A 16,857-nucleotide genomic window follows, 5' to 3' on the forward strand; every position below is an offset into this window, starting at 1 on the left:
AATCAATTGAACGCTTCCATTTAATGGAGGCGTTTTTATTTTCTAAAAAAGAGAATTTTATATGAACGGCAGCCATTTTTTTGCTCACTTATCACGATTAAAATTAATTAATCGTTGGCCATTAATGCGTAATGTAAGAACTGAAAATGTATCTGAACATAGTTTGCAAGTTGCCTTTATTGCACATGCCTTAGCGATTATCAAAAATAAAAAATTTAATGGCAATGTTAATCCTGAACGAATTGCATTATTAGCTATGTATCATGATGTTTCTGAAGTGATAACTGGGGATTTACCAACACCAACAAAATATTACAACCCACAAATTACAGTTGAATATAAAAAGATTGAAAAAATAGCACAACATAAACTTATTAATATGCTTCCTGAAGAGTTACGGGATGATTTTAAATTATTGATCGATGATGACTATTACGATGAAGCAGAAAAAAGTATAGTAAAACAAGCTGATGCCTTATGTGCGTATTTAAAGACGATTGAGGAACTGAGTGCTGGTAATAACGAATTTAGATTAGCTAAACAGCGTTTAAAAAAGACTTTATCAGAACGTAATAGTCCTGAAATGGACTATTTTTTAGAAGTCTTTGTTCCTAGTTTCAAATTATCTTTAGATGAGATCACCATGGATAATTAATACATTATTAATATCTAAAAATTTAATATTGAGATCTATGATGCTCATAAATAATATATATATGTAGCATCATATTTTTATTTTAAATTATTAAAAACCGAATTTAGCAAGTGCGGTAATATAGTTTGAGTTTTTCTTGCTTTCACCATAATATTGATAGTCAATATTAAAATCAAAAAGATTATAGTGATAGGTTAGTCCAAGACCTAGATTGTATTGATTTTTGGAGCGATTGGCGGTATGGGTACTCATTTTTTCTAATCCATTCACTCCATTGATAGTGATATCACTATCAAACTCATTATGGCTTAAATTTACTATATATCCTGTTTTAGCTCTTAATGATATTTGATTATCCATATCTTTGAAAATTGAATAATCAATTGTCATATCCATTGGTATTAAGAATGCCGAATTTGACGCTTTACCATATTTAACCAGATCAATTTTATTATATCTAGCATTATGTGAGCTGTTTTCAGTATAGAGGTAATTTAAACTAATACTCGGTATTAAAGTTAACTTTTCTTGGACTTGCCAATTATATCCAATAGTACTTCCCACATTCCAAGTATTACTGTGGAATTTTTCATTAATTGAATAATAATTATCATGGGAATCTAGGTGATTTTTTCCATAAGTATAGCCAACATAAGCAGAAGTAGTAATATTATTAGAAAAACGGTAACCAGAATATAATTGGATTTGATAATTGTTTATATCAGAATCATTTGAGGATGCTGCTTTATCTTTATATTTACCCGAAGTATAACTAAATGTTGTGCCAACTAAAAAATTATCTATTATTTGTTTATCATATCCCACGATGAAACCATTAGAAGTATATTTGTATCCTGAGATACCTTGGTAATTATTTGCACTTTGATGATGATTAATTAAATTTATCCAAAGATTATCATCCATTCCTTTGTTAGTTTGATCAAATTGTTCAATACGTTTATTTAATGTATTTCGAGTATAATTAAATGAACTCAGTGCGATTTCTGTTAAATGCAACCCATGATTATTATTATATAATCCTGCTAAATTCCGATTGAAATATAATGGAGTATTTTTATTTTCAATAGCCAAATTTCCTCTTCCTATGGCAGCTAGAATATCCCAATTTAAATCACCAGCTAAAGATTTATCAGAACTTACATTGCCATTTGTGGATGTATTGTAAAGTGATTGGTAGGATACTTTTGCTAAATTTTGTGCAAAACCTTTGGCAATATTTTTAACTTTTGTTCCAACTTGCTCGTAGTAACGAGAAATTTGTCGTTCTGCTGCCGATTTGGCATGTTGTACATTACTAAAGTCGGTGACATTACTTGCATTAACAAATTTGAGTTCATTTCCAATTTTTTTAAAGTTTAGGTCACCATAAATATTCTGAATTAGCGCTTTAGTTTCGCCATCTTTAATATTAGAAATATTTAAGGAATTATTTGCAGATAATACGGTGGCATTTATTTCAGAGGAAATGTATTTAAGACTGTTTTTAATAAAATCATCGGTTGCAGAGATTTTAGCGGAAGATAGAATATTAACATTATCTCCACGAATAGTATTATATTGTTTGGTATCTGATATACCAAAATTAACGGTTCCAGCAATATTCAGATGAGAGGTATTATTATGTTGATCACTTATATATAGCGAACCTTTAGTTGACTCAATTGTGGCTTTTTTATCAATATTAAGTTGTCCATTAGATGAAAGTTTAACAAAACCATCCCCTCTACTAGCAGTTAATATACCTTTATCAATAACATCAAAGTTACCACCATGACTTAAATCAACAGCACCTCCGCGCATAATGATCATTTTTCCGGTTTTACCTATTACAACAGAAGATTTTTGAATATCATTATTAGTTGTTTCTAAAACTGTTTTAGCGCCGATAATTTCTATATCGCCACCCGTTATATTAAAACTACGTGTAATTAGTTTTGCTGGCGATGATGATGTTCCCGCTAAATGGTTATCACCACTACGGATATTGGTATCACCATCTACTTTCACTGTTGTTTTTCCAGTAGTTATAGGGCCTGTTCCCATGACATTACCAGATAAAATCATGAGTCCGCCTCTTTTTTTGTCAGCGCCTAATTCGACATTAATGTCTCCAGTTACATGCAAATCAATATTATGATCAACAGGATCATATGGAAAATCAGCATGTAACCCTAAATACTCAGTGAAAAACTTTGTATCGAATTTGCCAATCCAAGTATCATTATAAATATGAAAATTACCGTTAACTTTCATATTTATATCACCGTTAGCAATCGAAGCAGGTTCTGTTGCGGTTTTACCGGTAAAACCGAGATGAAATGATCCTTCACTATTAACGGTCAAGTCATCAGATGTCGTAATATTGATAGGTAGATTACTGCTGTTTTTGAGAAAATAGCGTTCATTGATCTGGTTGAAAGGCAACTTTATATCTGTTGATGCATCATAATTATATGCTTGAGCATAACTTGCGCCAAATACCGTTGTTATTAGAAAAGAAATAAGTTTGATTTTCATTGTTTTATTTAAAAATTATTATAAGGAAATAAAATAATAAACTATTGAGAATGATAATCAATGAGTTTCAAGTTGTACGTTTATTGGTTCAGCTTAATATCTACTTATTTGATAACAAAAAACTTACTTTTGATAGATATAACGTTTTACAGGTCGGCCAATTGATAAATAAGTTAAATAACTTTCAAGTTCGCCTAGTTCTTCCAAATAATCAAGATATTTTTTTAATGATATTCTTGATAAACTAATTAATTCAACAATATCACTCATTGAGAATTCATTATTATAGCTAATGATTACCTCTCTAACCTTTTTTAATGTTTGACTATCGATACCTTTAGGTAGATTTTTATAATGAATAGTTGGTTTTGCAAAGATACGATCGTCTAGCTGATGTTGGTTAAGTATTTTTGATGATGATAATAAACGAATTCGTTCTTGGTATGAAATAAGTGCTGTTCTTAATCGTTCAAAAGTAAAAGGTTTAACAATGTAATCAATCACACCTAACCGTAATGCTGTTTGGATATCGCCAGTATTACATGCGGCTGTAACCATAATTATATCGATTTGTGGATAACTAATACGTATATGTTGTAAAAGTTCAAGACCATTTAATTTTGGCATAAAGACATCAAGTAAAATAAGATCAATATGGTTATCATGGATAAAATGTAATGCTTGTTCTCCATTATTGACATTGGCAATTAAATTGAAACCTGAGATCATTTGTAAATATTTTTTGTTTAATTCAGCAACCATAGGATCATCTTCAACTATTAAAACTTCTATCATGAATTTCTTTCTCCCTGTAGATCTCTTTTAGAGGCAATAATACTTTAAAACAGGCGCCTTTTTTATTATCTACATCACATAATTGAATATGACCATTTAACTCATCGATGCTTGCTAAAACTAAATAAAGTCCAATACCTCGATTATCTCCTTTAGTTGAATATCCTTTTTGAAAAATGTATTGTGTATCTTCTTCTGAAATACCATTTCCATTATCAATAATCTCTATTTGAAAGGTATTATTGGATATAACTAAATTTACATTTATCTGTTTCTCATCCAAAAATTGCACAGCATCTAAACCATTATCAATAAGATTACCAAGGATTGTTATTAAACTATGAGTCACGGAGGTATTGGGAATAAGTTTTAATTCACCATCAACATTTAAAGATAGACAAACACCTAATTCTCTCGCTCTGCTAAATTTGCTATTTAAAAAACCAGCAATAATAGGATCTTTTATTGTTTGACTAATCACATTTGATTCGGCTTGTTTATTTCCTATTATTTCTTCTAAATAATCAATTAGTTCTTGCTTATTATTGTTGAATGCTAAACCATAAATTACATGCAATTTATTGTTGAACTCATGGGATTGAGAACGTAATGCATCAGCATATCGATTCACTCCGGTAAGATTTTCGGCCAATTGTCGAACCTCAGTCATATCCCGAAACGAAGCAATGGCTCCAACTAAAGATTCTTTTACAAACAAGGGGGTTCTATTGGTAAGAATCACGACACCATTGATATTTTGCTCACAATCATATTGAGCAACACCCGTCATCATGACTTCATATAATCGAGTATTGGGAATGATGTCGTCAATCTGTTGTCCAATGATATCCTCTTTACTATTACTAATACGTAATATGCGCCTTGCTTCATTATTTATTTGGGTAATAAAGCCTTGACGATTAACCACAACAATCCCTTCTTTAACCGTTCTGATGATTGCATTTCTTTCTTCAAAAAGCTGCGCTATTTCTAATGGCTCAAGTCCATATAGGATTTTTTTTATATTACGGGATAATAATGAGGCTAAAATGATGGCAATGACTAGGGATGCAACTAATGATAACCAAATAGGTTGACTGGTCCTTGCTGCTAAATGGTCAATTTTTTTTAAGGTTTGACCTACTAGTACTCCGCCAATTTGCTGATGATGCTCATTAAAAATAGGGCTAAATGCACGAACAGAATCACCTAATGTTCCTTTAGCGATTGATGTATAAGACTCACCTTTTAATGCTCTTTGCTCATCCCCCCCAACAACGAATCGACCTATTTTATTTTTATCAGGATGAGAATAACGAACACCTTGCATATTGAAAATGACAACAAAATCAACTTGCGTCAACTTTCGGACTTGCTCAGTATTTGTTTGAATAAAATCTAGATTTTGTGGGATCGGGTTTTGTATTTTATCAATAAAATCATTTGAAGTTGAAATTATATTAGCTATATTTTCAACTTGTTGGTGCGAATGGGTTAAATACTCATCGTTTACAACATGGATAATATAAATATTTTGAGCAATAACTGAAAGTATAAATACTAAACAAATTAAGCTAATGAGTTTAACTTTTAGTGTTAATCGATTAAAGAGATACTTCATTTTTATTATTCAATTTATTAATACCATCATTGTCCTAATGTATTAAATACCTACTAATAAAAAATTATTAGTAGGTATATTTGAAATAAATTAGATAATTTCAGAATGATCATTAATATTTAGCTGCATTTTTTACACTTTCTGCAACTATTTTTGCCACATTTGGTTCAAAGGCATTTGGTAAAATACAATCTACTGATAATTTATCATTCGATACAATGCTTGCTAAACCTTTGGCTGCGGCTAATTGCATTTCTAACGTAATGTTTTTGGCTCTTGCATCTAAAGCCCCTCTAAAAATACCCGGAAATGCTAGAACATTATTAATTTGGTTAGGATAATCACTACGCCCTGTACCAACAATATAAGCTCCAGCCGCTTTGGCTTCTTCTGGAAAGATTTCAGGTGTTGGATTAGCCATAGCAAAAATAATCGATTTTTCTGCCATTGTAGAAACCCATTCAGGTTTTAACACACCTGGTGCTGAAACACCGATAAATACATCGGCATTTTTTACTGCATCTTGTAAGGTTCCTCGTTGTTTTGAACGATTAGTTCTTTTTGCCATTGCCATATGATGAGAAGGTAAAGAACTATCATCTTCAGATAAAATTCCTATTTTATCGACTACTTTCAGATCTGTTACCCCAGCAGCTAATAGCATATCTGCAATAGCAATACCCGCTGCACCCCCACCGTTTATTACCACTTTGGCTGATTCAAGTTTTTTATTTGCAACTTTCAGGGCATTATATAATGCAGCCAAAACAACAATTGCAGTGCCATGTTGGTCATCGTGGAAAACAGGAATATCTAAAATTTCTTGTAAACGTTTTTCAATTTCAAAACAGCGTGGAGCACTGATGTCTTCAAGATTAATGCCGCCAAAGGATGGTGCAAGCGCAGCAATATGTTTAACAAGTTCATCTGGGTCTTGAGTATTTAACGATAAAGGAATTGCATCTACATTGGCAAATTGTTTAAACAATATCGCTTTACCTTCCATAACCGGAATAGCTGCTTCTGGTCCAATATTACCAAGTCCTAATACCGCAGAACCATCGGTAATCACTGCCACTAAATTACGTTTACTTGTATATTCATAAACAGATTCAGGATGTTGTGCGATCTCTGTGCAAACCGCTGCCACTCCAGGCGTATAAGCAACACTAAGATCCGACATTGAATTAACGGGTACTTTTGAGTTGATTTCAAATTTACCATGCATTTGTTTACTAATGGCTAAAGCTTTTTCTTGAACTGTTGTCATGATTATTCCTTTCTGATTACACTTAAAAACTATTAAATTAATAACTAATATTTTTGTTGTTTATGTTGTATTAATTACTTTTAAAATCATATATCTTCATTACTTTTATAAACTTGTGCAACTACATATGTAAGTATCTTAATAATGCTGTGGTACATATCACCATTAAAGCCCCTCCTAATCTTGTTGCAACTTGTGCAAATGGCATTAAGTTCATTCTATTTGCCGTTGACAGTATCGCTACATCACCCGTTCCACCCATACCACTTTGACATGATGAGATGATTGAAGCTTCAACAGGATACATTTTTAGGAAAAAACTACAGACAAAACCTGTCATTGATACGGTAAATACTACAGAGATAATGGTTATAAAATAAGGAATAGTTAAAACATTTACAACACTACCTAAATCAATATATAGCAGACCTAAACCAGCCATTAAAGGAAAAGTAAAATTACCCGAGATAAATTTATACCATTGTTGACTACCACGTTCGACACTTTCAGGTAATAAACGGAAATATTTAACAAATGCAGTGGCAATAATCATTAATACGGGACCAGGGAAATGAGTTATCTTTTCCAAAATCATACCAAATATGAACAATGTGGCTAAAATCATCACCGCCCCACTCATTGCTCTGGCATCTAATGGAGTTTTATCTTCTTTTAATGCATCTGCTAATCCATCAAACTCAATTTTTACCAGTTGACCATGACCACTTAAATGAGGTTTGACTTCGCCAATTCGACTCATTATGGCGGTAAAGGTAATTGCAAAAAAGTTACCTACTACGGTTGCAGGAATTAATGCGCTTACAAATTTATCATAATCTTGCTCAAGGATATTACTATAAGCGTTAGACAGTTGTAATACGCCTTCACCAATTCCTCCTGCCATAACCGGCGAAACAGTGTAGAAAAAAGCATGTTCCCAACTATCACCAAAAGCAACAGCAACACAGACACCGACAAAAGCAGCTAGGCACATACCAAGTAACATCGGAATCATCATACGAATAAAGCCTTGTATTAAAATGACTCTATGCATTCCTAGAATACTACCACACACTAAGCTTGCAATATAAAAGAGTAGAAAATTAGAGTCTTTCATTAACATTTTGGCTGCTGTTAAAGTATTTTCATCAAAAACACCGCAGTAAACTAATAGTGACGGTACAATTAACGATAAAATTGCGGGAGCCCCAAATTTTTTAAAAAACGGTATATTTTGACCTACGGTTCCTAAAAACCAACCTAATGGTAAAATAACAGCAAATCCCCCGATCAGTGTTTTTGGCAACATATTCAATTGGGCAGCAATAATCACAATAATTGAACAAATCGCAAAAATGGGTAAGGGTAGCGATCCTATGTAGATTTTATTAATTTGGAAATCCTTCGTCATGCTCATAACTCAACCTTTTTATTGTTTAACTTCGCTTTGGAATCTTAAACAGTATAGTTGTTGATGAAAAATTCAGAAGAATAAGAAAGTTATATAACTAATTATGTAATTAATGTAAGTCATTTAATTATCTTTCAAAACATTAAATTTTTAAATAATAGTCATTTAGGAAAAACCGTATCTAAGTAAGCACTCTTGCGCTTGCTTATTTTGTGAAAAATCGATAAATAATTTTGCGTCAATATTTGTTGGATTGAGTAGAGCTATACTATATTCAATAGTAGGAAGAAGGTGATTAGGTATTTCAATAACCGTTAATTGGGCATTTTGTTGTATTAAGGGAGCATAATTAGCATAACCAATATAAACATTTATCGTATTATTTAAAAGTATTGAATAAAAATAAAGTACAAAATTACTTTCTTAATAAAAAAGCGGTAATTAATACCGCCTTGAGTTTACTATAAATAAATTAATTTATATGGAGTTAGATTAAATTAATCTATTTTTCTACTTTAGTCGTTGCATAAGGTCCATATAATATTCCATTTGCTTTTATTGGATTTGGTGTAAATAATCGTGCCGTAGCAACTCCAGAAATTGCAATACTGTGATCTCTGACAGTATCGGTGATTTGTGTAATTGCAGCAGAAATTAAACTCGATATTAGACTATTGCTAGATTGTTGATTTTCTAAACTTGAAGCAGATGCAAAGCCAGTCCAAAGAATCTTTTCAGAGCGGGCATCGACTAGTTTTGCGTCTAATGTTACCCGTGTGTCACTTTGAATGACTTGATAATTCGTTCCATAATTTTGGATATTGATATATAAAACAGCATCAGGATTAAAGATTTGTCGTATTTTTGCTAGGCTAACCGATTGAATCTCATCAGCAACGGTAAATCCATTTTGTTTAAATACTTCATTAGTTAAGTTAACTGGAAAAACATAGTATCCAGCTTCTGATAGTGGCAATGTTACTTGTGAAAAAACCCCAAAGCTGGCATTAATTTCGTTTGACTGATTGGTTGGTAATAAGACCAATATAGAAGCGGGTTTGCTTTCTTTAAATGCGGTGTAATCGTAGTTTTCTTTTTGTGTTGAACAACCAACTAGCATAAAGAGTGCGAATAAAGTTCCTAATAGAGCAATAAATTTATTATTCATTAATTAACGTCCTTGATATTTGCGTTCAACAAACTCAATAAAGTTTTTGGATTCTGGAAAAAGTGTTTTTTCCAATTCAAATTGTTCGATAGCTTTATTGTTGTTTCCTTGAGTTGTATATAATAATCCCAAGTGAGCATGTAACCCCGGGGGAATAGGTTTATTGGCTGATTTTGCTTTTTCAATGGATTTTTCTAAAGCTACGATTTGTTCAGAATAGCTTGATTTATCAGGTTGATTATAGTTATAAAGATTTTCTTGATAACCATCCCAATAATAGATTGTCTTTGAAGATTGGCAGCCACTTAATAACAACAAAACTCCTGAAAACAATAAATAGGTCATATATTGTTTTTTTAACATTATGATAATCCTTTAATAATTGATTTTTAATTTTTTATTTTGTTGCAGGTTTCCATGCACCATTATTTAATCCATTAACTAGATTATTAATCGCTTCTCGAATAGCGAGATCCAATACTTTTCCGTTGAGAGTTGAATCGTAACTAGCTGTGCCACCAAAACCTATAACTTCACGGTTGGATAAACTGTATTCACCCGCACCTTGCACGCTATAAACTACTTGAGATGTATTAATATCTATGATGTTCAAATTAACTTTAGCATAAGCAATCTGCTGTTTACCCTTTCCAAGAATTCCCCATAACTGATGATCCCCAACTTCTTTGCGTCCAAACTCAGTGATATCACCAGAAATAATATAATTGGCGCCGATTATGTTTTGTTTTTGCTTTTTATAACTTGCTTCAGCAGCCAGTTCCCCCATATTTGTTCTATCTAATACATTGAAATGATTAGTTTGCTGTAAATGACTAATGAGCAATGTTTTTGATTGATTACCTAACCTATCAACTCCATCTGAAAATATACCATTTTGATAATTAGAACGGTTTTCAAATTTACCTACAGCAATACTGGTTTTCACACCGTTATATTGTGAATTATAACTATTGACTGTTGGGGAAACGATGGTTTGTGATGACTCTTTAGCACAACCAATTAATAAACTACTAAAAATAATAATTCCAACTAATTTTTTTGTATCCATGTCTATCTTGTCCTTTTTTATTAAATGATGAATATTTAGCCATAAATAATATAATAATAATGACCATTATCAATAATAATTTAGTCATTATCATTAAATTTTAATAATTCGACTGTTAGATTAATTATTGTAATATTCAAGTCGGCGATGAATTTGTTAAACAGTTATATTATTTAAATGATGGCATTACTATAAACTACATTCTTAATGTTATTTAAATTCGCAATAGCATAACAAAAATCATGATGCTAAAGATTCCTTAAATAAAGTAACAAGAACTTTAATAAGAGGGAGGGATTGATATTGGTGTCATCTGATTTACAATGGAAAGTAAGTATAATCTACAATAATAATAATTATACTAACAATATATTGTATTGAATGATTTTATTTTTTACTAAAAACAATTACATAATTAAATAAAATATACTCAAACGTATGCTTAACCTCAAACTTTTTTACAGAATTTTATACATTACGGCAATCTTATTGGCGTACTAAACACTCCTGAATTTTATCTACTTCTTTATTTAGAGCCTCAATAACCAAGTCTGGATGAGCTCTTTCAACCGTTTTGATATACTCAAATCCATCATTTATTGATGAGCCAGTATATTGCTGAGCTTGCTTAATATTACTAAATAGGTAATTGATACCATTTTTATTACGAGTAGTCGTTAAAGTATAACTTATAAAATATTTTGAGTAATATTGATAATCCGTTACAGCATTAGCAACAACATTATTACCTTCAACAAGTTTTATTGTGTCACCACCACTGACAGTAATTGATTGATGATTATTCATATTGTAATAAGACCACCAATTTGAACCATAATAATTTTCATTAGTAAGTACTACAGGACTATTATCAAGTTCTTGAGCGATGCAGAGTGATAATGAAGAGCGAAGTATGGTGATAGGTCTTGATGTACTATATTTCTTCAATATATCTATGCCTGACGAGTTTTGACCAATTTCTACTCCTTCAGTTTGATAAATTGACATCATTTTTTGAGATGTACAGCCAGTTAGCAAAGCAAATATTGTAAAAATTCCAAGTAACTTTTTCATGTAACGCCCTTTTTAGGATAAGCTAATTAATTCTAGCTGTTTACGTATTGATTTGCTAGTGTTTGCATAAGGAATAAGACTATTAATCAAAAATAGAACGTTTATTGATATTAATTCAATAAGATATACTGTTAAAGTGCAAATTAGAAATGTGAGAGAAATAAAATTTCTCTCATTTGTTATATTAGACTTCTTTACCTCGTAATTTACGAGATAATTTTTTAAATCCATGAGTAAATTTTTTAATTGCCATTGCCATAACGGGTACTTTAATTTTGATATTGAAACGTTCTTTTAGCTCGATAGCATCATTGGCCTTAGTTAACCAAATAAAGCCCGAATTGGTCAAATCAATTGCTTTAATCTTTCCTTCTGGCGTTAAAATAAAATTACCACCATGTACGTCATTCGAAACCAAATTATAACTATGTAATTTTTCAATACAATCCTTTACTTGATCGCCATATTTATTCATTTCTTCCCATTTCAAGGAACGACCTTCAACAAAATTGAATATCATATAGTGACGTTTGGTTTTTTTATCAAATGCGACCAAATACAGCTCATAAGCGATGTCGCATTTATCAAGTGAAATTTTTGCTAACTTATGAATTAAATTGAAATAAAAATCACCTGTAATTTTAGCAATAATTCGACGCTCTAAACGTTCTTCTACTCCACCATCAATTTTAAAAATAAATTTGCTTTGATTATGATTAATTAGATAAGTATATCGTTCTAATTTATCGCTGGGATCAAGTAACTCATGATGTCCTTCTTCCACTAAAAACTGATCAAAAAGTTCTAAATAATTTATTTCATTATTTTCTACATAAGCGAACTTCATATCGCCGCGTTCAATTTCAATAATGTTTGCAAAGTTATTCAAATTTTAAGTCCCAAGATACATCAAAAAATTGGTTTATCTTAAACACTATCAAGCTTAAAGTAAATGAAACTGTCAATTTTTAAGAAGATACGAATTAGGACAAACAATAGAGATCAATGAGTAATTTTCAATTCTACTCCTTAAAGTTAATAGAAAAAGATATATAAATTGACAAAATAAAGAACCAATTATTAATAGTCTATTGGTCTAGTCTGATACCCAATCATCTAAATCTTCTAAATGGAGATATGAGTCATTGATTTTTGCATAAACTTAAAAGTGTTGGCTTTGTTAATGATTCATAATAAATTTGTTTTTAATTTTTGTCAAAATTGATACTTTTCATTTGCAAAAAAAAGATATTTCTTCAACAATTCTATATTGTTATTTAGTTACAAATTATTTTTTATTAGATGGATAGCTAAATGCTATCCATGTTCTGAATATTATCAATTAACAATAAAATGTGATTAAGTTCACATTTTGTTTAAAAACAGGTTGTACATAGTTGTACATAGTTGTCTATGGATGTATATTTAACTTAGCCAATATTTTGGGGTAACCAATGAATATAAACAAATTTTCTAGCACACCACTTTACGTACAAGTGAAAGAGTGGATAAGAAATCAGATATATCGTAATGATTTGAAAGCTGGAGATAGAATTCCTTCAGAAAATGAGATTATGAGCATACTTTCTGTTAGTCGAGGCACAGTTAGAAAAGCGGTTGAATTATTGATTAATGAATCTGTTTTAGAACAAATTCAAGGAAAAGGAACTTATGTAAAAGCTGAAAATATCTCTTATCAATTAGGCTATGGTTTACAGTCATTTGCAGAATCGTTAGAGATGCAACATGTTAAGTTCACTACCGAAGTTATTACTAAAAGAGTTGAAAGAGCAAACGAATATATTAGTGGAAAATTACAAGTTCCAGTTAATTCGAACATTTTTTATATGGAACGGGTAAGAAGCGTTAATGGCGAAAAAATTATGTTTATAGAAAATAGAATCAATTTGTCTTTATGTCCAGAAATAGAGCATGTGGATTTTACAAAATATAGTTTATTTAGTGAATTAGAGCGGATTAGTCATAAAAAGATAGATCACTCGGATTGTCGATATTCAGCCCGAGTGGTAGGAAAAGAACGCGCAGATATATTAAATATTAGCGATATATCTCCAGTTCTTCATTTAGAACAATTAGTTTACTTTGATGATGGTCAGCCAATTGAATTTGGTAATGTATGGTTAAAGTCAAATGTTAACTACTTGGGGACAACACTTAGACGAAAGTAGGAGTAAATTATGGCATTAGTCAATGGGTATACTTTAATAGGTGAAGCTAAAAAACAGAAAACTTTAGCTGGCGCATTTAATACAACAAATTTGGAAACAACATTAGCCATATTAGATGCAATTGAGGAAAGTAATATTCCAAGTATGGTTCAAATTGCACCAACAAACATTGTGTTATCTGGTTACAAATATATTGTAGATATGGTACGTAATCGAGCTAGTACGATGAAAACACCCTTTTGTTTACATTTAGATCATGGAAAAACTTTTGAGGATGTAAGGCAAGCCGTTGAAGCTGGGTTTACCTCAATTATGATTGATGGTTCTCATTTACCTTTTGAAGAAAATATTCAATTGACGAAAAAAGTTGTCGACTTTTGTGGTGGATATAATATCCCTGTAGAAGCTGAATTAGGTGCTATTACTGGAAAAGAAGATGATGAGGTTAATGAAGCGGACCGTAAAACAGATCCTAATCAAGTCCTTGAGTTCGTGAAAAGAACTGGCTGTGCAACACTTGCCGTATCAGTTGGTAATGTTCATGGATTTGAACAACAACCGAAAATTGATTTTGATTTACTGGGTAAATTATCTGATATATCGCCAGTCTCACTAGTTATTCATGGAGGTTCAGGAATTGATGATCAAACTTTACAAAAAATTAGTCAATATAATGTAGTCAAACTTAATATTGGTGGTGATTTGCGTAGAGCTTATATTAGTTCAATTGGTAAACAATATGTTGCTAATAATAATGAATACAATCTTATTAAAGTTCTACTTAAAGCAAAAGGTGATGTTCAGCAAGTAGTTTACAACAAAATATTATCTATGAATTTATTAAACATCCATCATTAAAATAAAAATAGGTGGTCATTATGGAATTAGAACAATTGGATGACAATATTATATTTTTAAACAAAAACTTTTCAAGTCGAGAAGATATGTTTAAATCTATAAGTCATGAATTATTAGATAACAATTATGTGACTGAACAATATTTAGAAAAAGTTATTCAAAGGGAAAATGAACATCCTACAGGATTTAAGTTGAAAACACTAAATGTTGCTATGCCTCATGTAGACTGCGAATTTGTTAAAAAAGATGGCATGTTTGTTGTAACCAGTAAAGAAGGCATTATGTTTAAAAATGCAGAGACTGATGAGGATCTACCCGTCAATATTATATTTGGATTGTTACTTAAACAATCCGATACACATTTAACTTTTTTAATGAAATTAGCATCATCGTTCAGCAATGACATGATTTTGCAAAAGATAGTTGAAAGTAATAACAAATTTGAAATTAAAAATATTTTAAAAGATATTTTGAAATAAGGAGCATCATTATGAAAAAAAGAATTATTTTTGCCTGTACTAGCGGTATTGCTACTTCAACTATTGCAACGGAAAAAGTCAAAAATTATTGTGTTGAACACGGAATTGAAGTCGAAAACATTCAGTCAGATGTGGCAACGGTTCAATCTCAAGATGGTATGGCTGACTTAATTATTGTGACTTCTAAAGTATCCTATAAGTTAGAAAAAACACCAATTATCAATGGAGTACCTTTAATCACTACAATAGGTGAAGAAGATGTCCTAGCCGAAATCGTTAGGATTTTGAAAGGGGATTGATTATGGCTGACAAACTACTGGAAGTTGTTCAATACATATTACGATTTGGTCCGACCGTCATGTTGCCTGTTGTGATCTTTATTATGGCACTTTGTTTAGGTGTAAAGATAGGTCGGGCAATTCGTTCATCATTAACCATTGGTATGGGTTTTGTTGGTATTTTTGTTATCTTCGACCTATTGGGTACGAGCCTAGGCAGTGCCACCTCGGACTTAGTTGAACATGCAGGAATTCATTTACCAGTAATCGATTTGGGATGGCCTCCATTGGCAGCAATTGCTTGGGCATCTCCGATTGCACCTTTTGTAATACCAATGACCATTATTATTAATATTGTAATGTTAACCCTAAATTGGACTAAAACAGTTGATATTGATTTGTGGAATTTTTGGCATTTTACCTTTGTTGGTGCATTAGTTTACAGCAGTACTGGTAGTTTTATGTATGGGTTAATTATAGCAGGCATAACTGCAGTAATAACCTTTATTCTTGCTGATTGGTGTGCCCCTATGATTCAAAAATATTTTGAATTACCGGGTATATCATTACCGACACTTTCTTCTGTCATTTTCTTTCCTATCGGTGTATTAGGCAATCTAATATTAGATAAAATACCGGGATTGCAAAAATTACATGCTGATCCCGAAACTATTCAAAAAAGATTTGGTATATTTGGCGAGCCGATGATGATTGGATTTGTGATAGGAGGGGCAATAGGAATTGCAGCAGGTTATGATGTTAAAGGTATTTTAAATTTAGCTATCAATCTTGGTGCTGTAATGTTAATTATGCCGAGAATGGTTAAATTGTTAATGGAAGGATTATTGCCATTGTCTGATGCGGTAAAACAATTTTTGAATAAAAAGTTTCCTAACAGAAAAAACTTATACATCGGCTTGGATATTGCTGTTGCTGTTGGTCATCCGTCCGTACTTTCCACTGCATTATTATTAATTCCTGTCGGCTTGATTTTATCAATTATTTTACCTGGCAACCGACTATTACCATTAGGTGATTTAACAAATATTTGGGTGCCTATATCAATGGTGGTATTAGCTTGTCGTGGTAATATCGTCAGATCATTTATCATAGGTATACCTTGTTTAATTGCTAATCTTTATGTTGCTTCATCTGTAGCACCAATTATTACCAATATTGCAAAAAGTATTAATTTTCCAGTAAAAACCGACGGTGAATTTTCAAGTCTATTAGATGGTGGCAATCCTTATCGTTTTTGGGCAGTCAAAGTATTTGAAGGAAATTATATTGCTCTAGCTTTAATTCCAATAATATTTGTGACTTGTTTCATATTGTATCGTCATACAAAGAAATCTTGGGATATAGCCTAAAAAATAACGTACACCCATATTATTAATTAATGTATTAAATCAGATAAGTTAACTTATCTGAATAGGGAAAGCTACAATTTTT

17 protein-coding genes are annotated in these 16,857 nt (G+C 31.4%); 6 read left to right on the forward strand and 11 right to left on the reverse strand.

Going from position 1 to position 16,857, the window contains the following annotated elements:
• Nucleotides 1-61 precede the first annotated feature (61 nt).
• A complete protein-coding gene (yfbR, locus tag H3T96_RS01490) occupies nt 62-655 on the forward strand; it encodes a 5'-deoxynucleotidase (protein WP_144091823.1) in 594 nt (197 codons plus the stop codon).
• A 90-nt stretch (nt 656-745) separates the two neighbouring features.
• On the opposite strand, the gene H3T96_RS01495 is transcribed toward yfbR, so the two are convergent.
• From H3T96_RS01495 to H3T96_RS01545, 11 genes are all read right to left on the reverse strand, one after another.
• Entirely contained in the window at nt 746-3,193 is a 2,448-nt protein-coding gene (locus H3T96_RS01495) for an autotransporter outer membrane beta-barrel domain-containing protein (RefSeq protein ID WP_144091824.1), read from the reverse strand.
• Between the two features lie 123 nt (nt 3,194-3,316).
• A complete protein-coding gene (locus tag H3T96_RS01500; RefSeq protein WP_086327349.1) occupies nt 3,317-3,988 on the reverse strand; it encodes a response regulator in 672 nt (223 codons plus the stop codon).
• Nucleotides 3,966-5,609: a DcuS/MalK family sensor histidine kinase gene (gene dcuS / locus H3T96_RS01505; RefSeq protein WP_144091825.1), complete on the reverse strand. Its 1,644-nt coding sequence runs from the start codon at nt 5,607-5,609 to the stop codon at nt 3,966-3,968. Before dcuS ends, H3T96_RS01500 begins: the two co-directional genes overlap by 23 nt.
• A 112-nt stretch (nt 5,610-5,721) precedes the next feature.
• On the reverse strand, nt 5,722-6,879 hold the full coding sequence (locus H3T96_RS01510; protein WP_039126996.1) for an NADP-dependent malic enzyme: 1,158 nt from the start codon (nt 6,877-6,879) through the stop codon (nt 5,722-5,724).
• 121 nt (nt 6,880-7,000) lie between these two features.
• Nucleotides 7,001-8,296, reverse strand: coding sequence for a 2-hydroxycarboxylate transporter family protein (locus H3T96_RS01515; RefSeq protein ID WP_086327477.1), 1,296 nt, complete (start codon nt 8,294-8,296; stop codon nt 7,001-7,003).
• A gap of 159 nt (nt 8,297-8,455) precedes the next feature.
• Nucleotides 8,456-8,683, reverse strand: coding sequence for a substrate-binding domain-containing protein (locus H3T96_RS14940; protein ID WP_143423827.1), 228 nt, complete (start codon nt 8,681-8,683; stop codon nt 8,456-8,458).
• 109 nt (nt 8,684-8,792) lie between these two features.
• On the reverse strand, nt 8,793-9,458 hold the full coding sequence (locus tag H3T96_RS01525) for a DUF799 domain-containing protein (RefSeq protein WP_086307996.1): 666 nt from the start codon (nt 9,456-9,458) through the stop codon (nt 8,793-8,795).
• A gap of 3 nt (nt 9,459-9,461) precedes the next feature.
• Nucleotides 9,462-9,821 (reverse strand): DUF4810 domain-containing protein, encoded by a 360-nt coding sequence (locus H3T96_RS01530; RefSeq protein ID WP_039126998.1) that lies wholly within the window; start codon nt 9,819-9,821, stop codon nt 9,462-9,464.
• A gap of 34 nt (nt 9,822-9,855) precedes the next feature.
• The gene (locus H3T96_RS01535; RefSeq protein WP_039127001.1) at nt 9,856-10,527 is read right to left on the reverse strand and encodes a CsgG/HfaB family protein; all 672 of its coding nucleotides are present in this window, start codon (nt 10,525-10,527) and stop codon (nt 9,856-9,858) included.
• Nucleotides 10,528-11,013: 486 nt separating this feature from the next.
• Complete coding sequence (locus H3T96_RS01540; protein ID WP_086327326.1) at nt 11,014-11,601, reverse strand: hypothetical protein; 588 nt, start codon at nt 11,599-11,601, stop codon at nt 11,014-11,016.
• A 184-nt stretch (nt 11,602-11,785) separates the two neighbouring features.
• Entirely contained in the window at nt 11,786-12,490 is a 705-nt protein-coding gene (locus tag H3T96_RS01545; protein ID WP_144091826.1) for a lipopolysaccharide core heptose(II) kinase RfaY, read from the reverse strand.
• 565 nt (nt 12,491-13,055) lie between these two features.
• Here H3T96_RS01545 and H3T96_RS01550 point away from each other — a divergent pair.
• From H3T96_RS01550 to H3T96_RS01570, 5 genes are read left to right on the forward strand one after another with little or no spacing between them, the layout of a single operon-like run.
• On the forward strand, nt 13,056-13,790 hold the full coding sequence (locus H3T96_RS01550; protein WP_039127009.1) for a GntR family transcriptional regulator: 735 nt from the start codon (nt 13,056-13,058) through the stop codon (nt 13,788-13,790).
• Between the two features lie 9 nt (nt 13,791-13,799).
• The gene (locus H3T96_RS01555) at nt 13,800-14,648 is read left to right on the forward strand and encodes a class II aldolase (protein WP_025314740.1); all 849 of its coding nucleotides are present in this window, start codon (nt 13,800-13,802) and stop codon (nt 14,646-14,648) included.
• A 20-nt stretch (nt 14,649-14,668) separates the two neighbouring features.
• A complete protein-coding gene (locus H3T96_RS01560) occupies nt 14,669-15,127 on the forward strand; it encodes a PTS sugar transporter subunit IIA (RefSeq protein ID WP_144091827.1) in 459 nt (152 codons plus the stop codon).
• Nucleotides 15,128-15,138: 11 nt separating this feature from the next.
• Complete coding sequence (locus tag H3T96_RS01565; RefSeq protein ID WP_144091828.1) at nt 15,139-15,426, forward strand: PTS sugar transporter subunit IIB; 288 nt, start codon at nt 15,139-15,141, stop codon at nt 15,424-15,426.
• 2 nt (nt 15,427-15,428) lie between these two features.
• Entirely contained in the window at nt 15,429-16,775 is a 1,347-nt protein-coding gene (locus H3T96_RS01570) for a PTS galactitol transporter subunit IIC (protein ID WP_144091829.1), read from the forward strand.
• Nucleotides 16,776-16,857: the final 82 nt, after the last annotated feature.

It is taken from the genome of Gilliamella sp. W8136 (genome assembly GCF_016101285.1).
Lineage (GTDB): Bacteria > Pseudomonadota > Gammaproteobacteria > Enterobacterales > Orbaceae > Gilliamella > Gilliamella apicola_N.